This is a genomic window from Priestia sp. AB (assembly GCF_028369225.1).
Classification (GTDB): Bacteria; Bacillota; Bacilli; order Bacillales; family Bacillaceae_H; genus Priestia; species Priestia megaterium.
On record NZ_JAQMYN010000001.1, the window covers coordinates 512,965 to 538,437 of the forward strand.

Genomic DNA, 25,473 nt, shown 5'->3' on the forward strand with positions numbered 1-25,473 from the left:
CTGTTTTTTTATGAAAAATGTCGTGAATTAGAAAAACAAGCAAGGTTTTTTGAAAAAATGTCGAACTTGTAGAATGAGAGAAAGACTTCACAGAAACGTCGAAATATTATTGGAAAGCCACTACCACAAAAATGATATAATGGTAGAAAAAAGCGTATTGAAAGCGGTTAAAAGGAGTTCATGCCATGAAAAAAAAGCGCTTGATTATTCGAACAGTTATATTGGCAGTTTTGCTGTGCGCGGTTGGATATACCCTTTATGCTCAATTTTTTGCTGATAAACAAAAGGTATCAGTAGGAGATAAGGCACCTGACTTTATATTAAGAGATGTTAATGGAGAAACTCATCAGCTATCAGATTACAAAGGCAAAGGAGTTTTTTTGAATTTTTGGGGAACATGGTGCAAGCCCTGTAAACAAGAGATGCCGGCTATGGAAAAGCAGTATGCATCATATAAAAAGCAAGGTGTCGAAATTCTAGCTGTTAACGTTGCAGAAACGAATATAGCAGTAGAGCAATTTGCTAAACAGTATGAGCTATCTTTTCCGATTTTGATGGATAAAGATTCACAAGTGTTGGGTGCATACGGAATAGATCCTCTGCCGACTACATTTTTAATTGATAAAAACGGAAAGATTGTAGACAGTTTTATTGGGGGATTGGAAGAATCTAAAATAAAAGAATATATGGAAGAAATTAAACCATAGGGAGTGTTGACAATGAAACACGTAAAATGTGAATGTGGACACGTTAACCCGCATGGTACGATTTTGTGTGAAGCCTGTGGAAAGCCGATTGCAGAAGAAACAACTGATAAATTAGTAGATATGCGTTATGAAGGAAGCGCAAGGCGATCGCAAACGTACAATAAAACAGTTATCGATAAAATATGGAACTTTTTCTCTTCTGTAAAAGTAGGTATTTGGATCATTATCGTGACGCTTGTTGCGTCTGCAGTCGGAACCATTTATCCTCAAGAAGCTTACATACCTCCTAATGTGACAGCAGATGAGTATTACCAAAAGGAATATGGATGGACAGGAGAGCTTTATTATAAGTTAGGTTTTCATCATCTCTACGAATCATGGTGGTACTTGCTTTTAATTGCTGCTTTAGGAATGTCGTTAGTCATTTGCAGTTTAGATCGAGTAGTGCCTTTGTACCGAGCTCTAAAAAGGCAGAGTGTAACAAAACATCCAAACTTCTTAAAAAGACAGCGTTTATATAGCACTTCATCATCGTGGACGGATCAAGATTATGAACATGTAAAAAGTATGCTTAAAAAAAGAAGATACTCTATTCGTGAAGAAAACGGCAATCTGCTGGCTGAAAAAGGACGCTTCTCAAGATGGGGTCCATACGTTAATCATATCGGTCTCATTATCTTTTTACTAGGTGCTATGCTTAGGTTTGTACCAGGTATGTATATAGATGAAGTTCTTTGGATCCGTGAAGGTGAAACAAAAGTTATTCCTGGGACGAACGGAGAGTATTTTTTGAAAAACCATCGTTTTACTGTTGAAATGTATGATAAAGATAGCGAAAACGCTGTGTTTCAAGAAGCAATTGATCGTGCAGGGAATAATAAAGTAGCCAAAAAATATGAAGCGGATGTTAGTCTGTATAAGCGCGAAGGAAAGCTTATACCGGGAGCAGATCCAAAGTTAAAGAAAATAAAAGATTCAGAGATTCGTGTGAATCAGCCGCTTAAGTTTGAAGGATATGCCATGTACCAAGTGGATTTCAAGTTAAATGAATTTAGCTCTATGTCTTTCCATTTAACAGATAAAAATGCAAATAGAAACGTTGGTTCACTTACAGTAGATTTACATAATCCAAAAGAAACATATGATCTAAAAAACGGATATAAAGTCAAGCTCATGAGTTACTTTCCAGACTTTTTCTTTGATGATGAAGGAAATCCAAATACAAAGACCAGAGTGCCTAACAATCCGGCTTTTGTATTTAAAATGATTACCCCTCAGCATAAAAAAGGTGAAGTTGCTTTTGTTGGAATTAGAGAGAACTTGGAGCCGCTAGGAAATAACGATTATAAAATGACCTTTGCTGGTGTGGAAACGAAAAATGTAACGGGATTAACTGTTCGCAGAGACTATACGCTTTGGTTTTTAGGAGTTGGCGGAGCCATCTTTATGATTGGTGTAATTCAAGGGATGTATTGGAATCATCGCCGCATGTGGATTCAAAAAGTCAATAATGAGATATGGTTGGCCGCACATACAAATAAAAACTGGTATGGGCTTAAAAAAGAACTAAATGGTTTATTAGAATCAACATCCCTTACACAGCTGAAGGACCAAAATGATAAAGAAACAAAATAGGAGGAAAAAGCATGGATTACGCGAGTATAAGTAGTAATTTACTGTATGTGGCGTTTATTGCTTATTTAGTTGCAACCTTTTTTTTCGGAGGAGCTATTCGAGATAAGAGAGCAGCTCAAAAGAAAACAAAGTGGGCAACGTTTGGAATTGCGGTTACCATCATCGGCTTTATTGCACAGATTGGCTACTTCATTACAAGATGGATTGCATCAGGCCACGCTCCTGTTAGTAATTTATTTGAATTTACGACGTTTTTTGGCATGATGCTTGTTGGCGCATTTATTGTTATTTACTTTATTTATCGTCTTAGCATGCTTGGATTGTTTGCATTGCCGGTGGCTCTTTTGATCATTGCTTATGCAAGCATGTTTCCAACTGAAATTACGCCGCTGATACCGGCTCTCCAAACGAATTGGCTGCATATTCATGTTACAACCGCAGCTACGGGTGAAGCTGTGCTTTCTATTAGCTTTGTTGCAGGATTGATTTATTTAATCAAAACGATTGACCAATCCAAACGAAATAAAAAAGCATTTTGGCTGGAATTCATCCTGTATACGCTTATTAGTACGCTTGGGTTTGTAGCGGTGACGCTGGCTTTTAATGTGGCTCACTACGAATCATCATTTAATTGGGTTAATAAAAGTGGAGAACAAGAGCAAGTCGTGTATCATATGGTTCCGATAGTGGGGCCGCATCAAAGTGAGTGGACAGATGGGAACGATATACAGCCGCTTATTGATATGCCGGCTATTATTAATGCTAAAAAATTAAATACGGTCATTTGGTCGTTAGCTGGTGGATTCGTCTTATATTGGCTGATTCGTCTTATTTTACGGAAGCGAATTGGAGCTGCGCTGCAGCCGCTTGTGAAACAGGTAAACAGCGACTTGCTTGATGAAGTAAGCTACAGAGCAGTAGCGATTGGATTTCCTATTTTCACACTAGGAGCACTTATTTTCGCTATGATTTGGGCTCAGATGGCCTGGACGCGTTTTTGGGGGTGGGACCCTAAAGAGGTGTGGGCGCTGATCACCTTTTTATTTTACGCCGCTTTTCTTCATCTTCGGCTGTCGAAAGGGTGGCACGGTGAAAAATCAGCTTGGCTGGCAGTTGGCGGGTTTGCCATCATTATGTTCAACTTAGTGGCTGTGAACCTAATTATTGCAGGTTTACATTCATATGCGTAACCTTTAATAATAGCATAGAGGCTGAAACGAAGATATTTTAGTTGAAGAAAGATCCGAACGAATGAGATTCTTGATGGAGAATCTCATTCGTTCGGATTTTTTCATTGAGATGGTGAACGCAAGGTTCGTGTATGTAGGTGCTTATAGCCGTGGAAGACCCCTACTAGCTTCTTTATTTTATTTATTCAGCTGTAGATTGCATGGATTTCGTTGCGTCTCAACCTCTTTTTGGTAAAAACAGCTGTTTTTCGTAAAGGTGTTCACGAATTGTCACATTGTTTGGGTATCATAAGTAGAACTCGCCGGTTTTTTTTTGTACACTAAGACTAGGAGGTTGAAAATACATGCAAAACGAACAAAGATTACTGCTAGTAGACGATGAAGATCGCATTAGACGATTGTTAAAAATGTACTTAGAAAAAGAAGGATACATCATTGAAGAAGCAGCAGATGGGCATGAAGCAATCGAAAAAGCGTTACACATAGACTATGATTTGATTGTATTGGATTTAATGATGCCCGGCATAGATGGTATTGAGGTTTGTAAACAAATTCGGGAGAAAAAAGCAACTCCTATTATCATGCTTACAGCCAAAGGGGAAGAAGTAAACAGAGTCCAAGGGTTTGAAGTAGGTACAGATGATTATATCGTTAAGCCGTTTAGCCCAAGAGAAGTGGTTCTTCGCGTAAAAGCACTGCTTCGACGTTCTTCTCAAGCAACGTTTATTCAACCAGAAACGAGCGTGAAAAATCTTATCGTCTTTGATCACTTAACGATTGATAATGATGCACATCGCGTTACAGCAGACGGAAAAGAAGTTAACTTAACTCCAAAAGAATATGAATTATTATGCTACCTTGCAAAAACGCCAGATAAAGTATATGACAGAGAACAGCTGCTGCGTGAAGTATGGCATTATGATTTCTTTGGAGATCTTCGTACGGTAGATACGCACGTCAAGCGTTTGCGTGAAAAGTTAAATCGTGTATCGTCACAAGCGGCGAAAATGATTGTAACCGTATGGGGAGTAGGGTATAAATTTGAGGTTGAAAATAACTGATGTTTTGGAGAAGTGTAGTTGGTAAACTATGGTTTACTATCCTATTGCTCGTCACGCTTGTTTTATTTATTTTGACTATTTTATTGCTTCAGTTTTTTGAAAATTATCATGTTGTAGATGCAGAAAACCGTTTAACTAAAACGGCTGCTAAAATCTCTACCATTGTGCAGGAAACCGACGATGAAAAACTAGGACTATCCATTGCTCGTGAACTTGCAGACCAAGCAAGTGTAGTTATTGTTCAAGACAAAGATTTTTATTGGCATTCCACACATCCTGATAAAGAAAATAAGAAAGCTATTTCGGCCATTGTTAAACAAAACGATCAGCTAAATCAAGTGGTTGAAAAAGGTAAAGTAATACGGGAAAAAATGTACATGACCACAAAGAAAGACACGAGTGATGAACCTTTAATGTTTGTTGTCGGTGTACCTTTAATGAAAGATAACAAACCGACAGGCGGCGTTTATTTGTATCAATCTCTTTCTGAAATTGAAGAACCCGCTCAATATACGACTAAGTTCATTTTATTGGCTGCAGGTATTGCTATTATTTTAACTACTATCTTTGCTTTTTTCTTATCCACTCGAATTACAGCGCCTCTTAGAAAAATGAGGCAGGCGGCATTTGAAGTAACAAAAGGCAACTTTGATACAAAAGTACCTATTTTAACTCACGATGAAATTGGAGAGTTAGCGATTGCTTTTAATCAAATGGGCAGGCAGTTAAAGTTTAACCTCAATGCGCTTAATCAGGAAAAAGAGCAGCTTTCAAGTATTTTAAGCAGTATGGCAGACGGTGTTATTACGTTTAGTAGAGACGGGTCGATTTTAATTACCAATCCCCCAGCGGAGCATTTTCTTCAGACTTGGTATTACGAGCAGGATGTCAACAATCAGCAGGTGCCTGAGCTTCCAGCAAACGTTGTCCATTTGTTTCAAACGGTAGTAGAAACTGAAACGGAGCGAAGTGCAGAATTGAAAATTCAAGGGAAAACGTGGGTCATTTTAATGTCACCGCTCTATAATCAAACGAAAATTCGCGGTGCTGTAGCCGTACTACGAGATATGTCTGAAGAGCGTAAACTTGATAAATCGAGAAAAGATTTTATTGCAAACGTGTCTCATGAATTGCGTACACCTATTTCTATGCTTCAAGGTTATAGTGAAGCTATTATTGACGATATTGCAAGTACGGATGAAGAAAAGAAAGAAATTGCACAGGTGATTTATGATGAATCACTCCGTATGGGCCGGCTTGTAAATGAACTTTTAGATTTGGCGCGAATGGAAGCGGGACATGTGCAGCTTCACTTAGAATCTGTAGCAATGGTTGAATTTACAGAACGTGTTTTGCGTAAGTTTCAAGGGTTAGCTAAAGAAAAACATATTAAATTGTCTCTTAATGGAAAAGTAGAAGATGAATTTGAGGCGATGATTGATTCAGACCGTATGGAACAAGTGCTGACAAACTTAATTGATAATGCTATTCGTCATACGGATGACTACGGAGAAGTAAAGCTGCATCTTGATAAAAGTCAATCCGAAATCCATCTTTCTGTTCAAGATACAGGAGCAGGCATTCCGAAAGAAGATCTTCCATTTGTATTTGAACGATTTTATAAAGCGGATAAAGCCAGAACGAGAGGGAAGTCAGGAACTGGTCTTGGGCTTGCAATCGCCAAAAATATCGTGGAGGCACATCAAGGGATCATTGCGGTTGAAAGTGAATTAAATGAAGGAACAACTTTCTTTATCAAACTGCCAAAGTAAACACATGCTAAATAACAGCTTGTTCGGCTGAAATAATAAGAATAACAAAGAGATGTGATTCAGTGGAGAATCACATCTCTTTATTTTTTCTATAAACAAGTCTAAAAGAGAAGGAATTGGCATATAGTATGTTTTGTGTGCAATGATCTACATAGGAGGTTCTTTCTTCATGATTGACGTGTTAAGAAGAATATTGGTTGTATTAGTAATGGGATTGTGTATAGGTCTTTTATTTTTGGGCGGGCAAATGGTAAAAGCAGAAGAGAAGCAGTGGGAGTGGCCGGTTGAAGGAGTCTTAACTGATATATTTGGTTCACGTCACGCCAAACACTTTGGAATTGATATAGCAGCACCTGTTGGTACACAGGTGTATGCTGTTGCAAAAGGAGTGGTGAGCCGCTCTTATTATTCAAATACATATGGACAGGTTGTTTTTATCAAACAAATAAATGGATACGAAACGGTCTATGCTCATCTAGAGGAACGTTTTGTTGCAGAAGGGAATCGTGTAGCCGCAGGTCAAAACATTGGACGAGTTGGCAATACAGGGCGATCTTCAGGTGCACATTTGCATTTTGAAGTTCATCAAGGAAGTTGGAATCCGGATAAAACCAATGCAGTAAACCCACTTGCCAAATTGGACAAGCAAAAACTATCGGCATACGTAAAAAGCGATTTAGCTGCCACGGTTTTTCAGCAGTTACATCAGACTTCTGATAACTGTATTCTTATCCATCAAGGAGATACATTATCTGAGCTCGCAGTCAAATATGAAGTAGATATGGATCAGCTAAGAAAGTGGAATCATTTAGAAAATACGATGTTAAATGCAGGACAAGTGTTAAAAATAAGTCCATAAAAAAAAGAGCCGCTCAGGCTCTTTTTTTTCAATGTCACAATTCAATACGCTGTATGGTCACAATTTCGCTTGTTTGTTTTAACGAGGCGATGACAGAATCATCTAAAAGTTTATCAAACGTAAGCATCATAATGGCTTCTCCGCCTTTTTGCTTACGGCCCACTTGCATGGTAGCAATGTTAATACGTAAATCTCCAAGTACTTTCCCTACATTTCCAATAACTCCAGGCTGATCACTATGACGGATATAAAGAAGATGTCCTTCCGGATAAAAATCAATATCAAACGAATCAATATTAACAATTCGAGGTCCATAGCCGGCTATATAGGTGCCCGTAATGGTAAATGTACGCTGTTCGCCTGTTACGGTAACGTCAATCATATTGGAATATCCTTGCGTATCTTCCGATGTTTTTTCACCAAATGTAATTCCTCGTTCTTTGGCAATCATAGAAGCATTGACTTCGTTAACAGGTGAGTCGATACGATGAGTTAAAAAGCCTGATAATAAGCTTCGTGTAATATAAGTGGTTTCCAAATCCGTCACTGTACCTCCGTAGGAGATAGAGATATGCTGAACAGGTTCTCGCATGCATTGAGATAAGATAGCTCCCATTTGTTTAGTAAGGCTCGTAAACGGCTGAATTTTTTCAAAAACTTCTTTAGAAAGCGTCGGTAAATTAATGGATGAGCTTACAGGATTACCTTCTAGAAAACGCAAAACGTCATGTGCCACGTCTTCAGCAACGTTAAGCTGGGCTTCTTTTGTAGAAGCTCCTAAATGGGGAGTTGTAATAACTTGATCAAAATGTAACAAAGGGTTATCAATCGGCGGCTCAACTTCAAATACGTCAATAGCTGCACCTTGAACATGGCCAATTTCTAAATAATGAACTAAGGCTTTTTCATCAATGATCCCGCCGCGTGCGCAGTTTAATAAAAACACACCCTTCTTTGTTTTGGCTAACGTGTCACGATTGAGCAATCCCTTTGTTTCTTTGGTAAGCGGAGTGTGCACGGTAATAACATCCGCTGCTGCTAGTAATTCATCCAGGGATAATAGTTCTACGCCTAGCTTTTCAGCTCGGGAAGAGGTTAAAAAAGGATCGTAAACGTGAACGCTCATATTGAAGGCTTTTGCGCGTTTGGCAAGCTCTGAGCCAATTCGTCCAAATCCGATAATGCCCAGGTGTTTGCGATTAAGCTCTGTTCCAACAAATGCTGAGCGGTTCCATTCGCGCGCTTTGACTGAAGCATTTCCTTGGGGGATATGCCGAAACAAGCTAGCCATCATAGCAAATGTATGTTCCGCTGTTGAAATGGTATTTCCGTTCGGCGCGTTAATAACGACAACCCCTCGTTTGGTTGAGGCTTCAATATCAATATTATCGACACCTACTCCAGCGCGAGCAACAATTTTTAAATTCGGCATTTTTGCCAGCAAATCCTCTGTAACCGTCGTAGCACTCCGTACTAAAAGCGCATCGTACGTATGCAAATCATTCTCAACTTCTTCAACTTTTTTGCGCGTAAGATTCACATGAGGAGCTTCAAGTAGTGGAGCAAGACCTTCATTGCTAATTGAATCAGCTACTAATACATTATACATGACGTGAACATCTCCCTTGGATTTTACTATCATCAAATATTTGATAATTTACCATGTTAAAAAAATTCTGTCAATTATATTTTTCAAACTTTACGATTAGTTATCAAATACACAATTATAAACGTAAAATTGAAACTATAAATATGTCATAATACTGTTGGTTATGCACTTATTTCCTTATTTTACATATAAAACAGTAATGAAGTTTATAAAAGACATCAATTTAATAGGAATTAAAAAACTTCTTTATTTACTTTTAATTCGAGATAACATATAATAAATTCATAATTAAATATTGGTCTATCTTCGGGGCAGGGTGAAATTCCCGACCGGCGGTAAAAAACAAATTGTTTTGAGCCCGCGAGCTTATATGTAATACATACGAGCAGATTTGGTGAAATTCCAAAGCCGACAGTACAGTCTGGATGGGAGAAGGTGGAGGTTCAGCGTTCAAAACCTAATGTGATGAACGTTTATTAAATATGCCTACCATGTCTCCTCTCAACGAATCGTTTGTTGGGAGGTTTTTGCGTGGGGATATAAAGTTGAACCTTTCTTCTTTGAAGAGTGGATCACAAAGAAGGAGAGAGGCAAGATGCAACAAAGTAAGAAAACTCAAAAGCTGGTCATACTAGGAATGTTAAGTAGTATTGCTTATATTTTAATGATGATTAATTTTCCAATTCCTGGATTACCTCCGTTTTTAACAATTGATTTTAGCGAAATTCCTGCACTCGTAGCAGCACTTGTATTTGGACCGATGGCTGCTGTTATAGTAGAAGGAATAAAAAATTTATTGAATTATTTAATTCAAGGAAGTGCTACAGGGGTTCCAGTTGGTCAAGTGGCGAACTTTGTGGCTGGTTTACTGTTCGTTCTTCCTGTATCATACATGTTCAACCGATTTAAAACGGCTAAAGGTGTAACGATAGGTTTGGTTACGGGTACGGTGGTAATGACGGTACTCATGGCTGTCTTAAATTATTATGTCTTCTTACCAGCGTATACAATCTTCTTGCAATCGCCAGAAATGTCTAGTGAACAAGCACGTCAATATATCGTTGCAGGTATTTTGCCGTTTAACTTAATAAAAGGAGCAGCAACAGGGGTTATCTTTGTCTTATTGTTTTCAAAAATGAAGCAATGGATCACGCGTCGCATTGCTGTTTAATTCAATCGCTCTCCCGGGGAGAGCGATTTTTATATATAAAAAAACCTGCAGCATGTACACTACAGGTTTGCTCCATACTTATTCGAATTTATTAGCATCGCCTTCGAATTTTTCATCCGCTACGCGAATTGAATCCGTAGGGCAGCCTTCCATTGCATCCATCATATCATCTTCTAGATCTTCTGGAATTTCTACTACACCTTGGTTATCATCTAATGTTACGAATGCAATACCTTCATCATCATAATCATAAATGTCTGGTGCTGCTGCTCCGCAAGCGCCGCAAGCGATGCAAGTATCTTTATCAACAATTGTATATTTTGGCATAACAAGACCTCCTGTAAAGTGTTCGAAAATTTCTCATTATATAATCTCTTGGCGAATCAAGAGTGAAATTTCTCCTTATTCATTGTAAAATGATTTATAAAACTTTTCAATAGAAAAGTCACTGAGAATGCTTATCAAATCAAGGTTTCTTCACTTACCCAAACGTTTTGATACATAAAGGAAAGAGCTAAAAAGCCTTTATCTCACATGCTATTGGTCACTTTTGGTACAATGAATGAGAAAGGAAGTTGACACCTTTGAATTATATTCAAGTTAGCATTTTATTTTGTATAAAACAGTTAAAGGGTGAGCGAACCGCCTATGGTATTTATCATTTATTAACAGGTAAAAAGTCAGCTCAAACGATTCAAGACGGAAAAATTTTTGGAATTTCGTTTCTTTTTCAGTCATTTGTTTACTTAGATAAACGGTCTTTTGAAGCCTGCGTTGCATATCTAAAAGAACAGCAGTATATTGAAGAAACTGAAAATCAAAAGTATGTGATGACAGATAAGGGACAAGCACGCCTTGAAGATGAACTGACGGCTCGACCCTTTCATCCAGCTTTAGACGGATGGAAATTCGCAAGCAGTACTCAATTATTTTTAGCAAGAATCACTTTGTTCATTCAGACCTTATCAAACCTACAGTATTTTCAAAAAGGGTTTTTACCCATTTCCAAAAATGCCGAGGTCATTCAATGGGTAAAAACGTATATTATGTCTCAAAAGCAAACGCGTCAAGAGTTAGCCGCCGAGCTATTCGAAGAGCTCCGAATGTGTTTGAAAGGCTGCACGGAACGGGACGCGTCTCTTTTTGTTTTGCAGCTGACTGGATACCAAAGAGTAGGCTTTACAAAAAATCAGTTAGCATATCAATATGAACTCGATGAGCATTATGTTCATATTCAACTTTTAGGGGTTATTCACCATATCATTGAAAAAGTAAGTAAAAATAATGAAAGCTTTCATGTACTGTCTTCTTTTTTACGTGATCTATATTTAGAATTGCCTTTGACAAGCTCGACGTTAAAAACGTATAGCTGGCTTCAAAAAGGCAAGACGCTTGAAGAAATTGCTTATATAAGGCGTTTAAAAGAAAGTACAATTGAAGATCATATTGCAGAATTAGCTCTGTTTGTTCCATCTTTTTCAATCGATCCATACGTATCGCCTAAGCAGCAGGAAAAAATTATCTCAGCTTTTGAAGGTTTGCGTACAAATAAATTAAAGGTGATAAAAGAAGAAGTAAAAGACGACGTTACCTATTTTCAGATTCGTCTCGTATTAGCAAAACATTTTACCTGATACTAAAAAAAGTGGTGTTTGATGTGAAGATAGAACAACTTCTACAGAAACAATTTGGCTATAGCCAATTTCGAATAGGACAAAAAGAGATTATTCAAGATATTTTAACCGGTCATAATGTGTTAGCGGTTCTGCCTACAGGAACAGGAAAATCATTGTGCTATCAGCTCCCAGCTTATTTGTTGAACCGACCGGTGCTGATTGTATCTCCTTTAATTTCACTGATGGAAGATCAAGTTCAACAACTAAAGGCAAGCGGAGAAAAGCGAGTTATTGCCTTAAATAGTTTCCTACAACAAGAAGAAAAACAACGAGCGCTAAAAAATTTAGCTTTTTATCGTTTTATTTATGCATCTCCTGAAATTTTGCAAAATGCTGTTGTAGTAGAAGCATTAAAGCAGGCAAAGGTAGGCTTTTTCGTTGTGGACGAGGCGCATTGTATTTCTCAGTGGGGACATGATTTTCGTTTAGATTATCTACAGCTAGGAGATATATGGAAGGAACTTGGCAGTCCGCTATGTCTGGCACTAACGGGAACTGCGACTAGGGAAGTAGTGGAAGATATTAAGCGCTACTTATCGCTTCCTGCTGTCAACGAGCACATCTATTCCATGAATCGAAGTAATATTGCGATGGAAGTTGATTTTGTTGCAAGTATTGAAGAAAAAAAAGAGAAATTACTGATGTACGTTAGTGAACTGCAAGGTCCGGGAATTATCTATTGTTCCAGCCGATCTTGGACAGAAGCATTAACACAGCTTCTAAAGGAAAATGGGATACAGCGAGTGCAGTATTACCATGGGGGAATGGAACCGAATGAAAGAATGCTTGTTCAACAGCAATTTTTAGAAAATCAGCTTGATATCATTTGCTGCACAAGTGCATTTGGAATGGGGGTTAACAAATCGAATGTTCGCTTTGTTATTCATTTTCATACACCTACGCAGTTAGAAGCATATGTACAGGAAATTGGAAGAAGTGGACGCGATCAGCGAAACAGTATTGCGATCTTGCTTTATGCTGAAGGAGACGATGATTTTGCTCATTCTTTACTTGAAATTGAGCTTCCTTCTTCAGATACTATCTTATACTGCTTGTCGTATTTACGAAACCATGATCAGGCCATTCCTTTAAAACAAGTAGAGTCTCACTTTCTTTATACAGTGGGTGTTCAAGAAACACATTGGCGATTTATTCGTTATTATTTGTACAAAGAAAATGTAGTGAAAAATGAATATGTTGAACCCTGGAAAATTCCTGCATCGCTGCATGAAACGATTGTTGCAGCTGTAACTAAACGTCTTCGAAACAAACATGACAAGTATCGTGCGATGAAGGGGTTTATTGAGACAAAAGAATGCCGTCGTCACGTGCTGCTTGGCTATTTCGATGAAACGGGAAAATCAGAGCTTGAGAATTGTTGCGATTGCTGCGGCTTGGATTTAGAAAACTATAAAAAAACAAATGGTGAGCAGGAGCAATGGACATTTCAAGGCTGGGAATTAGAATTAGCTCGTTTGCTTCGTCAAGGAGAGATATAATGGCAAAATCACAGCAAGAGCTTATTTCATCCATGACAGATGCAGAGCTAGTTAAAAATTTATATGTAACACAGCTGCTCATCTGCTTCATTGCTTTAGGCATCGGTTTTTTTACATTCGATTCGTGGAATTCCTTTTTGCAGTTTTTTCAGCTGGATTGGTCTTCTATTTTATTGTACGGGGGAGGAACGGCTCTCTTTGTAGTAGGAGGAGATATACTTCTAATGAAATGCGTACCTGAGCATTTATACGATGACGGAGGGATCAATGAACGTTTATTTGCTAAACGTTCTGTTCCTCATCTGATCCTTATTTGCCTAATCGTTGCATGTTCAGAAGAAATATTATTTCGAGGGGTTATACAAGTTCAGTTTGGCCTCTTTTGGGCGAGTATTGTATTTGCACTCGTTCACATTCGATATTTAAAAAAGTGGTTTCTTTTTATTTCGGTTGTGTTTTTAAGCTTTTTAATAGGGTTGCTTTTTTGGTGGACTGAAAATTTATATGTCACGATTTTTACTCATTTTCTCATTGATTTTTTATTGGGCCTGCAGATACGAAAATCAAAAGGGGAATCTGCACAGCCAGAAGAATTAATTCAGTAAAGGTTAAGGAAACAGCCATTATTTTCAATACTCCCCACATAATCTTTTATGTTCCCTCATATGTTGTACTAGCATACGAGGGGGGTGGAATGATGGAAAACAAAGTGATAGACTTTGAAAGCGATGAAACACTTCAATATATATTAGCGAGCGTTATTAAAAGAAAAGAGACAGTCAATAAGTTGAAAGCTAAAGAGAAAAAATGGAAGCTTTTGTTTTTAGCCAGTGTAACGGCTGTTATTAGCTACTTTTTTTTCATATTTCAAAGCGGTTTTTTTACGACGTTTAGCGAATTTTTTTCATTTTTGTTAGGCAACATGGGACATTTGATGTTTCTATTGCTTACCGTCTCACTTTACTTTTATACTGTACAGCTGCAGAAAAAAAGCGAGAAAGCAGAAAAGACTTTTCAAGATTTGCGCTGTGAGATTATTAAAAGAAGCAAAGAGCTATGGGCGACGCCTGAAACATGGGAGCACCGAAAAGAAACGTTCCGCTGGATGCAGTTAACCTATGGAATTAATTTATATCATGAAACCAAATAGAATCGCATGAAAAAGACTCTTTTTACATAGAAGTTTAGTGAAGGGGGTTTTTTTGTGAGGGATTGGTTTAACTTGCTGGCTGCGTGGTTATGCAGTTATTATATCAGCAGTTTAACGGCTGTAGGCTCAAAAGCTTCGTTAACCTATTTACTTATTCAAATGATTTTACATCCGTTAGATGTGTTTAGTGTTATAATCTTGTTTTTTACGGCTCTTTTTTGTCTGTCGGCGGCAGTTCGTAAAGTTTTTCTGCAAAGTCGGTTGCTTCTAAAAGGCTATAAGGTAAAATGGCATGAATACCTTGTTTCATGTCTATGTGTAATAGGAATTTTATCGTTAAGTGCAATTGCGCTCTATCAAGTAGTAGGTTTGTTAACAATTGCGATAATTTATGCCCTTTCTTCTTTAAAGGAAACACATCGGGTATAAAATGAAAAGAAGGAGAATATATGGTTATTCTTTTAATTGTTTTAGCGTTAGGCATAGGCTTGCTGATTTTTATGTTTTCAGAAGCCCATCGTACATATGTCGAAGAAAGAACGATTCATTTATCAAGATTTCCTGAAAATCAGCAGCCTTTGCGCCTGTTTTTTATATCGGATATACATAAGCGAACAGTTTCGTCGAAGCTGTTGGAAAAAATACCGGGCGAAGTAGATTTTGTGATCATAGGCGGTGATTTACTAGAAGGAGGAGTCCCTTTAGTGCAGGCTCGTCAAAATATTCAACAGCTTAAAACGCTAGGACCCGTCTATTTTGTGTGGGGAAATAATGATTACGAAGTAAGTCAGATGCAATTGAAGCAGATGCTTAAAGATGAAGGAGTTATTGCCCTTAAAAATGAGCATGTCTTTGCCGTTTCTAAATATGGTACTATATGCCACTTTGCGGGAGTAGATGATTTATCAGAAGGTCAGATGAATCTAAAGAGAGCTGTTTCTTCCATTGAACCTGAACAGCTTACCATTCTTCTAAGCCATAATCCTGATGTTATCTATTATGTAGATGAAGAATCAAAAGTAGATTTAATTTTGAGCGGGCATACACACGGGGGACAGATACGCTTATTTAATTTGGGTATGTATGAATTAGGAGGGCTGAAAGAAAAAAGAAAGATTCCTCTTTTTATCAGTAACGGATATGGTACAACCTCTTTGCCTCTCCGTTTACAAGCTAGAGCCCAAACGCATTATATCACTTTAAAAGGGAAAGAATAGCCTTGAACAAACTCTTTACATAGCATATACAAATTTTACACACAGGATAACTTATCCTATAATTCAATTAATAGATACAGTTCACGAAGAGTAGTTGGAGGTTACGTATGGCTCACGAAGGGAAGTATAATATTAAAGCCATCTCAAATATGGTCGGAATCCAGCCGGGAACTTTGCGTGCATGGGAACGACGTTATCAAATTTTAAATCCTGTCCGCAACGATTCGGGGCATCGGTTATATACAGAGGAAGATTTGCGGAAATTAAAGTGGCTCACGGAAAAAGTGAGCGGAGGTTTTACCATCAGTCAAGCGGTTTCGTTATTAGAAACGGAAAGCAGTACAGTAGGAACGTTTGAAGAAGAAGGAGAAGTAGATTCCCCTCAAAAAATTAGGGGTGAGCTGTTAACGATGCTTTTATCTTTTGAAGAAGGAAAAGCACAGGATTTAATTAATCATGCTTTTAGCCTGTATTCGGTAGAAAAAGTGGTTATTGATATTTTGGGTTCTCTACTCGTGACGGTTGGAGATATGTGGGAAAAAGGGCAAATTACAAGTGCTCATGAGCATTATACGACTCAAGTATTAAAAACGCGTATCAGCATGATTTTTTATTCGCTGCCTTCAAATGGCTTATTACCTAAAGCGATTGCTGTATGCGGACCTAATGAGACACATGAAGTGGGACTCCTAGTCTTTACGCTATTTTTACGCCGTAAAGGGTTTGAAGTTATTTATTTAGGAAGCAGCATTGAAGATAAAGATGTCGAGTTAATTGTTAAAGAAGTAGACCCAACATTTTTATTTATGTCATGCACAATGTTGGAAAATGCCGAGAAAACACTAAACTTGACGAACCAAATGATAAAGAAATTCCCGCATCTCAAAGTAGGATTAGGCGGTTATGTGTTTGATGGTTTAGATAGCAAAAGAAAAGGCGAGGCCCAGCCGTTTATTTTAGGAAATACAAAAGAAGAGTGGAACAGCTGGCTAACAAAAAAATTAGCAGAAATTGATTGAGAATAGCTTGTCTTTCCTATCATAAACCTGTAAACTCGTAAGTAAACATCACGAACCGTTTTCCAAAAAATACATATACTGCATTATCGAACCATGTGGTTATGAGTGCAAGCGGGGAGGGACGCTAATGAGGCTTGAACGATTAAACTATAATAAGCTAAAAGTTTTTTTGACCTACGATGATTTAAAAGAAAGAGGGTTAACAAAAGAAGATCTATGGACAGATACATTCAAAGTAAAACAGCTTTTTCGTGAGATGATAGAGCAAGCTTCTCAAGAACTGAACTTTGAACCTACAAATTCTCTTTCGGTAGAAGTTTTTTCACTTCAAGCACAGGGAATGGTTGTATTTGTGACAAAGCAGTATGAAGAAGAAACCAGCTACGGTGAGTTCGATGAAGACGAGTTCGAAGACTTCATTGAAATGCAGGTCATGCTAGATGAAAGCGAAGACATGTTTTTTGAGTTTGATTCATTTGAAGATGTCATTCAGCTGACCAAACGCATGTCAAACTTTTACGATACGGATAGCGTGCTCTATTCATTTGAAAAACGTTTTTACGTGCTGTTGGATTATCATATGCTGTCACCGGCTGAAGTTGGGAATATGATTGCGGTTTTGGCGGAGTATGGAAATCCCTCTACAATTACAAAGCACCGCGTAAATGAATATGGAAAAATGTTAGTAGAAAAGAGAGCTTTGGAGTATATTAATTCTGTCTTTTCTTAATTGTTTAATTGAAATAATTACACCCGTGAAGGATAAAGCACTTTTATTAAAATAAGAGTGGCTGCACTTTCAGCTTGTACAAAGTTGTTGAAAGTGCTCTTTATCACCGGGTGTTTTTTATTTTTTTTAGACGATTAAAGCATACTAGAAAAGAGGCAGACTTAAAACATTGTAGCATACCTTGTAAAGTTATTGGAAGCGTTTTCTTAGAAGAACACAAAAAATACTAAAAGTTCGATATTTTCCTTTGCAATGTAAAACTAAGGGTGTATACTATGTCATGAAAGAAGCACCATTCAATTAAAAACGAATAATTTTCGATACATTTTAGGAGGTTTACAGATGGTAGCCGACAAGATGCAAGACAGTAAAAATAGTCAAGAAGAGAAGCATGATGTTTTAAAATCTACACAAACAGTGATACATAAAGCGTTAGAAAAACTAGGCTATCCTGATGAAGTGTATGAACTATTAAAAGAGCCATTACGAATGATGACAGTAAAAATTCCTGTTCGTATGGATGACGGATCAGTTAAGATTTTTACAGGTCACCGAGCGCAGCATAATGATGCAGTTGGTCCTACGAAAGGCGGAATTCGTTTTCACCCAAACGTAACTGAAAAAGAAGTAAAAGCTCTATCTATATGGATGAGTTTAAAATGTGGAATCGTTGACCTTCCTTACGGTGGAGGAAAAGGTGGAATTGTTTGTGATCCTCGAAATATGTCTTTTGGAGAATTAGAGCGTTTAAGCCGCGGATATGTTCGTGCGATTAGCCAAATTGTTGGACCAACAAAGGATATTCCAGCGCCGGATGTGTTTACAAATTCACAAATTATGGCTTGGATGATGGATGAATACAGCCGGATTGATGAATTTAACTCACCGGGCTTTATTACTGGAAAGCCCCTTGTCTTAGGGGGTTCACACGGCCGTGAAACAGCGACTGCAAAAGGAGTAACTATTTGTATTCGTGAAGCAGCGAAAAAACGAGGCATTGAATTACAAGGTGCACGGGTAGTAGTACAAGGGTTTGGAAATGCAGGAAGCTTTTTAGCTAAGTTCATGCACGACGCTGGGGCTAAAATTGTAGGGATATCCGATGCGTACGGAGCGCTGCATGATCCTAACGGTTTAGACATTGATTATTTATTAGATCGACGCGATAGCTTTGGTACAGTAACGAAATTATTCAATAATACAATCAGCAATAAAGAGCTGCTTGAACTTGACTGCGACATCCTAGTTCCAGCTGCGATTGAAAATCAAATTACAGAAGAAAATGCCCATAACATTCAAGCGAGTATTGTAGTAGAAGCAGCAAATGGACCAACAACTCTTGAAGCAACGCGCATCTTGTCAGAGAGAGGAATTTTATTAGTTCCAGACGTTTTGGCAAGTGCCGGCGGTGTAACAGTCTCTTATTTTGAATGGGTGCAAAATAACCAAGGTTATTATTGGACGGAAGAAGAAGTAGAAGAAAAGCTTGAAAAAGTAATGGTTAAATCATTTAATAACATCTACGAAACCTCTACAACTCGAAAAGTCGACATGCGTCTAGCTGCTTATATGATAGGCGTAAGAAAAATGGCAGAAGGCTCTCGTTTCAGAGGCTGGATTTAAAAACAGAACAGCAGAACAATTGCGTAAATAGAAAAAATCTCCTATCATTAATGAGGAGATTTTTTTGTTTTACACTGCGTTAAAATAAAAAAAAGGTGCGTTTACAACTGAAGGAGTGACAGGCATGAAGAAAGAAAAAGTAATTATTGTTGGCGGAGGACCATGCGGCCTTTCAGCAGCTATTGAGCTTCAACATACAGGTATTGATGCCCTTGTAATTGAAAAAGGAAATATCGTGAATGCAATTTATAACTATCCGACCCACCAAACGTTTTTTAGTTCGAGTGAAAAACTGGAAATCGGGGATGTCCCTTTTATTACGGAAAATCGTAAGCCTGTGCGCAACCAAGCTCTTGCTTACTACCGAGAAGTGGTGAAGCGCAGGCAAGTTCGAATTCAGCCGTTTGAACGTGTCTTGCAAGTAGACAAACAAGCGGAAAACCAATTTATTGTCACAACATCTAAAGAGACGTATCAAGCGGAGAATGTCATTATAGCTACGGGCTATTACGATCATCCTAATTATATGAATATTCCTGGTGAAGATTTATCAAAGGTATTTCATTATTTCAAAGAAGCGCATCCGTACTTTGATAAAGATGTAGTCGTTATAGGCGGAAAAAACTCTAGCGTCGATGCAGCTCTGGAATTGGTGAAGTGTGATGCAAGGGTGACGGTTATTTATCGTGGCTCAGATTACTCCCCTAGCGTAAAACCTTGGATATTGCCTGAATTTGAGGCGCTGGTTCGAAATGGAACAATTGGGATGCATTTTAATGCTCATGTAACGAAAATAACGGATGAAACGGTAACGTATGAGCAGGAAGGGAAAGAATCTACGATTAGTAACGATTTCGTTTTTGCGATGACTGGCTATCATCCTGATCATTCGTTCTTAATAAAAATGGGTGTGGAATTAGATGATGAAACAGGCCGCCCTTCTTTTAACGAAGAGACGATGGAAACAAACGTGGAAGGAATTTATATCGCTGGTGTGATTGCTGCAGGAAACAATGCTAATGAGATTTTTATCGAAAATGGACGTTTTCATGGAAAATCAATTGCTTCTCATATTATCAGCAAAAACAACGCATAGGCTTCTATGCGTTGTTTTACTAATGATTAAATAGCTGCTGCAGTTCATCATGATTTGTTGTTACTTGGAGAGCAACTAACAGTTTAATGCGTGCTTTAGGACCATTTAAGCCATTTGAAAAAATAACGCCCATCTCTTTCAACTGCTTGCCGCCGCCTTCATATCCATATACATCTTGAGCAATTCCATTAAAACAGCGGGAAACGAGCACGATGGGTATCTTTCGCTCCAAAAGCAATTGAATGCCTGGAATTGTGAGAGGAGGTAGATTTCCTTGGCCGAGGGCTTCAATTACAAGTCCATCAACATTCATTGAAGCCACTGCTTGAAATAAATGGTCGTCCATTCCTGCATAAGCTTTTAATAAAGTGATTTGTTTATCTATCTGATTGACAGGATAAAATTCGTGTTCTGTAGGCATGTGGTGAAAAGATACGCCGCGTTTTGTGATTAATCCTATTGGCCCGTACTGAGGGCTTTGAAATGTCGCCACGTTGCTTGTGTGGGTCTTGGTCACATTTTCAGCGGTATGAATTTCATCGTTCATCACAACTAAGACACCTTTTCCTTTTGCACCGTCACTAATAGCCACCCGAACCGCAGATATAAAATTATAAGGGCCGTCTGAACCAATTTCATTGCTTGATCTCATGGCTCCAGTTAAGACAATTGGAATATCTGTATGCACTGTTAAATCTAAAAAATAAGCGGTTTCTTCCAGGGTGTCCGTACCGTGAGTTAACACGACTGCATCAATTTTGCCTTCATTAATTTTATCGCGTATTTTTTTTGAAAGTATAAGCATTTCCTTAGGAGTAATGTGAGGAGAAGGCAGATGAAATACTTCTTCTACGATCACATTGGCCATACCTGAAACAGATGATGTTGAGCGGTGAAGCGGGTTTTGAATATCTGGTGTTACCGATCCAGTTGCCATGTCTTCTTTCATAGAGATTGTGCCGCCGGTGTGAAGAATATAAACAGTTTTCATAGAGAGCTCCTTTCAATTTTTCATATAAGTATGATACATTTTTTGGTATACTTGTTTAAGGTCTTTGTTAGGCTTTGTAAATCGACAGCAAGTTATGTGAGCATTTACATATAAAGATAAGGACATTATAGACGGAGATTTTCATCCTAAAGATAACATGTTACTATTAAAAAAAACAGAGGAGATGAGGCGCTATTTATGTTGGCGATTGTATCTGCAGGCATTGCGCCAGGATTGGCATTGTTAAGTTTTTTTTATTTGAAAGATGAATATGAAACTGAGCCTATTTCAATGGTATTAAAAACATTTATTTTTGGAGCAATGCTTGTGTTGCCAATTATGTTTATTCAATATGTATTTGGTGAAGAACACGTTTTTCAATCACCTTTTCTTCAAGCATTTTTTACGACAAGCTTTTTAGAAGAATTTTTCAAATGGTTCATTTTATATTTCACGATTTATCAGCATGTGGAATTTGATGAGCATTATGATGGAATTGTTTACGGGGCAGCTGTTTCATTAGGTTTTGCTACCGTTGAAAATATTTTATATTTATTTGCAAATGGTTTAGAATCAGCGCTAGGAAGAGCCTTTTTACCCGTATCTAGTCATGCTTTATTCGGCGTCATTATGGGGTATTATTTAGGGAAAGCAAAGTTTTCTGAAGGAAAGGAAAAAACGAAGTGGACGCTGTACTCTGTATTTGCGCCGCTCATTTTACATGGAACATATGATTATATTTTAAAAACAATGGATCATTGGGTATTTATTATTATTCCATTTATGATTTATTTATGGTGGCTGGCGTTAAGAAAAGTAAAAAAGGCCAAACAGCCATCGATTGTCTAGGCTCAGCTTGTAAATCTTTTTTGAGAGATTTACGAGCTGAGTTTTTTCATTTCGGTAAATTTTGCGCATCTTGTATAAAAAAACAACCTTTACAAAAAATACTCCTATCATCTTATCAGTTACATACGATGTAGGAGGTTTTGTCATGTTATCATTTCGATGTTTTAAAAAGTATGCATGTCTCATATGCATATGTTCATTTATTGCAGCGTCCGTTGTGAGTCCAAAGGCCGCTCACGCGTTTTCAAATCAAGTCATTCAACACGGAGCAGTTGGAGATGACGTTATTGAGCTGCAGTCGAGACTTCAGTATTTAGGTTATTACAATGGGAAAATTGACGGTGTATTTGGATGGAGCACATACTGGGCACTGCGCAATTTTCAATATGAATTTGGCATTAAAAAGATTGACGGTTTAGCAGGCTGGCAAACAAAGATTAAATTAGCCAACGCAACAAAATATCACGAAAACTATGTGAAAAATCAAATTAGAAAAGGAAATAAGTTTACGCATTATGGCGGTAAGCCTCTTGATCAGCAGTCTAAAGGAAGCAGTAGCAGTGGAAAAAGCAGCGGGAACAATGGGCAGCAAAAAGCACAAAGCGGATCTTCTCAAGCAAAAAAACCTGCCAGTCAGCCGCAGCGTAATACGTCTAACGGAAGTTCTGAACAACAGAAAGAAAAAGCACAAAAGCCAACAGCGGTGAATGTACCGAGCGGGTTTTCACAAAATGATATTCAGCTCATGGCAAATGCTGTGCATGGTGAAGCACGGGGTGAACCATATAATGGCCAAGTAGCCGTAGCGGCCGTTATTTTGAACCGAGTTAACAGTCCGTCATTTCCAAATACAGTTGCTGGAGTTATTTTTGAACCGCGTGCATTTACTGCCGTAGCAGATGGACAAATCTGGCTTGAACCCAATCCAACATCTAAAAAAGCGGTTATGGATGCGATTAACGGATGGGATCCTACTGGGAATGCTATCTATTACTTTAATCCGGATACAGCAACAAGCGCATGGATTTGGTCACGTCCTCAAATTAAGCAAATCGGGAAACACATTTTCTGTCGATAAAGAGAGGTGAAGGAAACATGATTCGAACAATTTTAATTGTATTATTAGCTATTGGTGTTGTAGGTGTAGGCTATTGGGGGTACAGCGAACATCAAGAAAAAGATGCTGTGCTGCTTCAAGGGGAGAATACGTATCAACGAGCATTTCATGATTTATCATATCAGCTAGATTTATTAAATGATAAAATCGGTGGCACGCTCGCCATGAGTTCGAGAGATCAGCTTTCGCCCGCGCTTGCAGAAGTATGGCGTTTAACTTCTGAAGCTCATAACAATGTAGGACAGCTGCCTTTATCGCTTTTACCGTTCAATAAAACAGAAGAGTTTCTTTCAGATGTTGGTGACTTTACGTACAAAGTAGCGGTAAGGGATTTAAGCAAAGCACCCTTAACAGATAAAGAGTATAAAACGTTAAATTCGCTTTATGATCAGTCAGGTGAAATTCAAAATGAAATGCGCCAAGTACAGCATCTAGTCATTGATAATAACTTGCGCTGGATGGATGTTGAACTAGCTCTAGCTACAAAAGAAAAGCAAGGTGACAATACGATTATTGACGGATTAAAAACCGTTGAAAAAAGTATGGATTCTTTTGCCGAAACAGATTTGGGCGTTATGAATGCAACGAATGAACAGGAAAAAAACGCTTTTCATCAATTAAAAGGTAGAGAAGTTAGTGAAGATGTTGCAAAACAAGTGGCGCGTTCGTTTTTGAATTTAAAAGGAAACGAACAAATTCATATTGTAAAGAGCGGAAAAGATGCCGACTATGAGGTGTACAGCTTAACCATTACAGATCCAAAGACTAAACAAGAGACGTATATGGATATTACACAAAAAGGTGGTTATCCGCTTTGGGTGCTCGAAGATCGAGATATTAAAAAACAAAATATTAGTTTAAACGATGCTATGAACAAAGCGACTAAGTTTTTAAAAGATCATCGTTTTGAAAGCCTAGTGATGGCTGAAAGCGCTCAATATGATAACATGGGAGTCTTTACTTTCGTAGAGCAAACGGAAAGTGGAGTTCGGATTTATCCGGATTCAGTTAAAATGAAAATGTCTTTAGAAGATGGATCTGTGATTGGCTTCTCAGCTAAAGACTTCTTATTAAAACATCGTACAAGAGATATTCCAAAACCTAAAATTTCGAAAGAACAGGCAAAAACCAAGCTGAACTCGAATGTAAAAGTGATGGAAGACCGCTTGGCGATTATTACCAATGATTTAAACGAAGAAGTGCTATGCTATGAGTTTTTAGGGACAATAAAAAATGATACGTATCGTATTTTCATCAATGCCGATACGGGTTTTGAAGAGAAAGTCGAAAAACTGCAAAACTCAGAACCTTTGTATAATGAAGTGTAAAGTTGATAAAAACCGGTGTCTATAGACACCGGTTTTTGTGTTTTTTAATATTTTATTGAGTCTAAAAGACTAATTTATATTTACAAAATAAACATATTTGACTATGTTTAAATAAAGGGAAAAAGTGTATATAGTGGAACTGAAGGAGAGAGAAGATGATAAAAGCGGGAATGAGGTTGACGTTAGAGAGCGGGCACAGAGAGTCTACATTACAACAAACATATCGATGTAAAGTAGTTGAGTTTACGGAAGACGTGATATATATTAGCTATCCGCTAAATGAAGAAACGCAGCGAAGTGCTTTTTTACTAAAAGGTACAAAATTGCTTGCTACGTTTATTGGATATGATCAAAATGTATATACCTTTCCAACTGAAGTAACAGGACGTGAAACAAAAGGCATGCCTGTTGTGAAGCTCTTTTACCCGGGCGATAAAAAGTTAAAATCCATCCAAAGAAGAAATTTTTTCCGTGTGCCGCTTACAGTGAAGGCGGTGATAGAAAGTGAACAAGAACAGCAGGATGTAATGGAAATCATGACTAAAAACATCAGTGCAGGTGGAATAGCCGGCTCCTTCCATCACTCACTGCTTTTTAATGAGAAAGATTCGGTTGTTGTACGATTAAGTCTTCCTAATCGTGAGGGAGCTTTGCAGCATCTTGAATTAAAAGGGGAAGTTGTACGAATTACCGACCCGACTTCCTGTAAAGTAGGTCAGCTATCTATTAAATTTATGGATACGGAAAAACAAACGAAAGAAATGATGATTCGTTATACCTTAAAGCGTCAGATCGACCTAAGAAGAAAAGGTCTTCTTTAGCGTATAAAAAAAACTTCTCTTTCCTAAACTGTAAGCAAAGGTATTACTTCTTACAAAAGGAGAAAAAAGGTGAATCGAATAGAACGAATTTTAATTAAATTAGTGGTTATTCAATTTGTGTTTTTAATAATTGCTCAATGTATTTTACTATCTAGCAGTCACAGTACATATTTCTCAAAGGTTATTCAGTATGAGGGAGTTAGCAAAAATAATTTTAATAAAATTATTGAAACATTCGACCAGTAGTCGGACGTATGGTAGAATAACTAGGAAAGAAACATGCAGTGAACACCAGGCAGGAGAAGACCCCCTGCTCTTTTTTTCGTTTATAAACGCTTCATATAAAATGGCTC

The 25,473-nt window shown here is 37.9% G+C and carries 25 protein-coding genes and 1 riboswitch; of the genes, 22 read left to right on the top strand and 3 right to left on the bottom strand.

Translation table 11 applies throughout. The annotated features are described in order from the left end of the window. The first annotated feature begins 185 nt into the window (after positions 1-185). The 6 genes from resA (at position 186) to POF52_RS02690 (ending at position 7,224) form a co-directional block, all read left to right on the top strand. The gene (gene resA / locus POF52_RS02665) at positions 186-707 is read left to right on the top strand and encodes a thiol-disulfide oxidoreductase ResA (protein ID WP_013059054.1); all 522 of its coding nucleotides are present in this window, start codon (positions 186-188) and stop codon (positions 705-707) included. A 12-nt stretch (positions 708-719) separates the two neighbouring features. Continuing rightward, on the top strand, positions 720-2,342 hold the full coding sequence (locus POF52_RS02670; protein WP_271989571.1) for a cytochrome c biogenesis protein ResB: 1,623 nt from the start codon (positions 720-722) through the stop codon (positions 2,340-2,342). A gap of 11 nt (positions 2,343-2,353) precedes the next feature. Beyond that, positions 2,354-3,532: a c-type cytochrome biogenesis protein CcsB gene (gene ccsB / locus POF52_RS02675; protein ID WP_271989573.1), complete on the top strand. Its 1,179-nt coding sequence runs from the start codon at positions 2,354-2,356 to the stop codon at positions 3,530-3,532. A gap of 344 nt (positions 3,533-3,876) precedes the next feature. After that, a complete protein-coding gene (locus POF52_RS02680; protein WP_013059051.1) occupies positions 3,877-4,593 on the top strand; it encodes a response regulator transcription factor in 717 nt (238 codons plus the stop codon). Further along, complete coding sequence (locus POF52_RS02685; RefSeq protein ID WP_013084918.1) at positions 4,593-6,365, top strand: ATP-binding protein; 1,773 nt, start codon at positions 4,593-4,595, stop codon at positions 6,363-6,365. The genes POF52_RS02680 and POF52_RS02685 overlap by 1 nt, the downstream gene beginning before the upstream one ends. A 169-nt stretch (positions 6,366-6,534) precedes the next feature. Next, positions 6,535-7,224, top strand: coding sequence for a peptidoglycan DD-metalloendopeptidase family protein (locus POF52_RS02690; RefSeq protein WP_271989576.1), 690 nt, complete (start codon positions 6,535-6,537; stop codon positions 7,222-7,224). Between the two features lie 34 nt (positions 7,225-7,258). Here POF52_RS02690 and serA read toward each other — a convergent pair whose 3' ends face one another. Next, the gene (gene serA / locus POF52_RS02695; protein WP_016765490.1) at positions 7,259-8,833 is read right to left on the bottom strand and encodes a phosphoglycerate dehydrogenase; all 1,575 of its coding nucleotides are present in this window, start codon (positions 8,831-8,833) and stop codon (positions 7,259-7,261) included. Positions 8,834-9,131: 298 nt separating this feature from the next. Continuing rightward, positions 9,132-9,274, top strand: a riboswitch (FMN riboswitch). 154 nt (positions 9,275-9,428) lie between these two features. Between serA and POF52_RS02700 the strand changes: the two genes are divergently transcribed. Then, positions 9,429-10,004, top strand: a complete 576-nt coding sequence (locus POF52_RS02700; protein ID WP_013084915.1) for an ECF transporter S component — start codon at positions 9,429-9,431, stop codon at positions 10,002-10,004. 78 nt (positions 10,005-10,082) lie between these two features. Here the strand turns inward: POF52_RS02700 and POF52_RS02705 are convergent, their stop codons facing one another. After that, a complete protein-coding gene (locus tag POF52_RS02705) occupies positions 10,083-10,331 on the bottom strand; it encodes a ferredoxin (protein ID WP_013059046.1) in 249 nt (82 codons plus the stop codon). A 257-nt stretch (positions 10,332-10,588) separates the two neighbouring features. Here POF52_RS02705 and POF52_RS02710 point away from each other — a divergent pair, with 257 nt between their 5' ends. The 10 genes from POF52_RS02710 (at position 10,589) to POF52_RS02755 (ending at position 20,014) form a co-directional block, all read left to right on the top strand. Next, complete coding sequence (locus POF52_RS02710; RefSeq protein ID WP_271989578.1) at positions 10,589-11,638, top strand: helix-turn-helix domain-containing protein; 1,050 nt, start codon at positions 10,589-10,591, stop codon at positions 11,636-11,638. 23 nt (positions 11,639-11,661) lie between these two features. Further along, positions 11,662-13,179 (top strand): RecQ family ATP-dependent DNA helicase, encoded by a 1,518-nt coding sequence (locus tag POF52_RS02715; RefSeq protein ID WP_271989580.1) that lies wholly within the window; start codon positions 11,662-11,664, stop codon positions 13,177-13,179. Beyond that, the gene (locus POF52_RS02720; protein ID WP_258357488.1) at positions 13,179-13,784 is read left to right on the top strand and encodes a CPBP family intramembrane glutamic endopeptidase; all 606 of its coding nucleotides are present in this window, start codon (positions 13,179-13,181) and stop codon (positions 13,782-13,784) included. Before POF52_RS02715 ends, POF52_RS02720 begins: the two co-directional genes overlap by 1 nt. Positions 13,785-13,873: 89 nt before the next feature. After that, complete coding sequence (locus tag POF52_RS02725) at positions 13,874-14,329, top strand: DUF2663 family protein (protein WP_176583427.1); 456 nt, start codon at positions 13,874-13,876, stop codon at positions 14,327-14,329. Positions 14,330-14,383: 54 nt separating this feature from the next. Beyond that, entirely contained in the window at positions 14,384-14,758 is a 375-nt protein-coding gene (locus POF52_RS02730) for a hypothetical protein (RefSeq protein WP_013084909.1), read from the top strand. A gap of 20 nt (positions 14,759-14,778) precedes the next feature. Continuing rightward, positions 14,779-15,546: a metallophosphoesterase gene (locus POF52_RS02735; RefSeq protein ID WP_176583425.1), complete on the top strand. Its 768-nt coding sequence runs from the start codon at positions 14,779-14,781 to the stop codon at positions 15,544-15,546. A 107-nt stretch (positions 15,547-15,653) separates the two neighbouring features. Continuing rightward, entirely contained in the window at positions 15,654-16,565 is a 912-nt protein-coding gene (locus tag POF52_RS02740; RefSeq protein ID WP_271989586.1) for a MerR family transcriptional regulator, read from the top strand. 127 nt (positions 16,566-16,692) lie between these two features. Then, positions 16,693-17,295, top strand: coding sequence for a genetic competence negative regulator (locus POF52_RS02745; protein ID WP_013084906.1), 603 nt, complete (start codon positions 16,693-16,695; stop codon positions 17,293-17,295). Positions 17,296-17,652: 357 nt separating this feature from the next. Next, positions 17,653-18,918 carry a Glu/Leu/Phe/Val family dehydrogenase gene (locus POF52_RS02750; RefSeq protein WP_370506064.1) on the top strand — a complete coding sequence of 422 codons (1,266 nt, stop codon included), beginning with the start codon at positions 17,653-17,655 and terminating at the stop codon, positions 18,916-18,918. A gap of 124 nt (positions 18,919-19,042) precedes the next feature. Then, positions 19,043-20,014 (top strand): YpdA family putative bacillithiol disulfide reductase, encoded by a 972-nt coding sequence (locus tag POF52_RS02755; RefSeq protein WP_271989589.1) that lies wholly within the window; start codon positions 19,043-19,045, stop codon positions 20,012-20,014. A 19-nt stretch (positions 20,015-20,033) separates the two neighbouring features. Here the strand turns inward: POF52_RS02755 and POF52_RS02760 are convergent, their stop codons facing one another. Next, a complete protein-coding gene (locus POF52_RS02760; protein WP_176583422.1) occupies positions 20,034-21,005 on the bottom strand; it encodes an asparaginase in 972 nt (323 codons plus the stop codon). Between the two features lie 198 nt (positions 21,006-21,203). Between POF52_RS02760 and prsW the strand changes: the two genes are divergently transcribed. From prsW to POF52_RS02785, 5 genes are all read left to right on the top strand, one after another. Beyond that, the gene (gene prsW, locus POF52_RS02765; RefSeq protein ID WP_013059034.1) at positions 21,204-21,854 is read left to right on the top strand and encodes a glutamic-type intramembrane protease PrsW; all 651 of its coding nucleotides are present in this window, start codon (positions 21,204-21,206) and stop codon (positions 21,852-21,854) included. Positions 21,855-21,999: 145 nt separating this feature from the next. Beyond that, entirely contained in the window at positions 22,000-22,932 is a 933-nt protein-coding gene (gene sleB, locus POF52_RS02770) for a spore cortex-lytic enzyme (protein WP_271989592.1), read from the top strand. Positions 22,933-22,949: 17 nt separating this feature from the next. Further along, positions 22,950-24,299, top strand: coding sequence for a germination protein YpeB (gene ypeB, locus POF52_RS02775; RefSeq protein WP_271989594.1), 1,350 nt, complete (start codon positions 22,950-22,952; stop codon positions 24,297-24,299). Between the two features lie 155 nt (positions 24,300-24,454). Further along, complete coding sequence (locus POF52_RS02780; protein WP_271989596.1) at positions 24,455-25,120, top strand: flagellar brake protein; 666 nt, start codon at positions 24,455-24,457, stop codon at positions 25,118-25,120. 69 nt (positions 25,121-25,189) lie between these two features. After that, positions 25,190-25,366 carry a YpfB family protein gene (locus POF52_RS02785; protein WP_013059030.1) on the top strand — a complete coding sequence of 59 codons (177 nt, stop codon included), beginning with the start codon at positions 25,190-25,192 and terminating at the stop codon, positions 25,364-25,366. Positions 25,367-25,473: the final 107 nt, after the last annotated feature.

Bases quoted from the DNA above. Each gene is read 5' to 3' on its own strand.
- resA (WP_013059054.1), top strand. From the start codon at position 186: ATGAAAAAAAAGCGCTTGATTATTCGAACAGTTATATTGGCAGTTTTG.
- POF52_RS02670 (WP_271989571.1), top strand. From the start codon at position 720: ATGAAACACGTAAAATGTGAATGTGGACACGTTAACCCGCATGGTACG.
- ccsB (WP_271989573.1), top strand. From the start codon at position 2,354: ATGGATTACGCGAGTATAAGTAGTAATTTACTGTATGTGGCGTTTATT.
- POF52_RS02680 (WP_013059051.1), top strand. From the start codon at position 3,877: ATGCAAAACGAACAAAGATTACTGCTAGTAGACGATGAAGATCGCATT.
- POF52_RS02685 (WP_013084918.1), top strand. From the start codon at position 4,593: ATGTTTTGGAGAAGTGTAGTTGGTAAACTATGGTTTACTATCCTATTG.
- POF52_RS02690 (WP_271989576.1), top strand. From the start codon at position 6,535: ATGATTGACGTGTTAAGAAGAATATTGGTTGTATTAGTAATGGGATTG.
- serA (WP_016765490.1), bottom strand. From the start codon at position 8,833: ATGTATAATGTATTAGTAGCTGATTCAATTAGCAATGAAGGTCTTGCT.
- POF52_RS02700 (WP_013084915.1), top strand. From the start codon at position 9,429: ATGCAACAAAGTAAGAAAACTCAAAAGCTGGTCATACTAGGAATGTTA.
- POF52_RS02705 (WP_013059046.1), bottom strand. From the start codon at position 10,331: ATGCCAAAATATACAATTGTTGATAAAGATACTTGCATCGCTTGCGGC.
- POF52_RS02720 (WP_258357488.1), top strand. From the start codon at position 13,179: ATGGCAAAATCACAGCAAGAGCTTATTTCATCCATGACAGATGCAGAG.
- POF52_RS02725 (WP_176583427.1), top strand. From the start codon at position 13,874: ATGATGGAAAACAAAGTGATAGACTTTGAAAGCGATGAAACACTTCAA.
- POF52_RS02735 (WP_176583425.1), top strand. From the start codon at position 14,779: ATGGTTATTCTTTTAATTGTTTTAGCGTTAGGCATAGGCTTGCTGATT.
- POF52_RS02740 (WP_271989586.1), top strand. From the start codon at position 15,654: ATGGCTCACGAAGGGAAGTATAATATTAAAGCCATCTCAAATATGGTC.
- POF52_RS02745 (WP_013084906.1), top strand. From the start codon at position 16,693: ATGAGGCTTGAACGATTAAACTATAATAAGCTAAAAGTTTTTTTGACC.
- POF52_RS02750 (WP_370506064.1), top strand. From the start codon at position 17,653: ATGCAAGACAGTAAAAATAGTCAAGAAGAGAAGCATGATGTTTTAAAA.
- POF52_RS02755 (WP_271989589.1), top strand. From the start codon at position 19,043: ATGAAGAAAGAAAAAGTAATTATTGTTGGCGGAGGACCATGCGGCCTT.
- POF52_RS02760 (WP_176583422.1), bottom strand. From the start codon at position 21,005: ATGAAAACTGTTTATATTCTTCACACCGGCGGCACAATCTCTATGAAA.
- prsW (WP_013059034.1), top strand. From the start codon at position 21,204: ATGTTGGCGATTGTATCTGCAGGCATTGCGCCAGGATTGGCATTGTTA.
- sleB (WP_271989592.1), top strand. From the start codon at position 22,000: ATGTTATCATTTCGATGTTTTAAAAAGTATGCATGTCTCATATGCATA.
- ypeB (WP_271989594.1), top strand. From the start codon at position 22,950: ATGATTCGAACAATTTTAATTGTATTATTAGCTATTGGTGTTGTAGGT.
- POF52_RS02780 (WP_271989596.1), top strand. From the start codon at position 24,455: ATGATAAAAGCGGGAATGAGGTTGACGTTAGAGAGCGGGCACAGAGAG.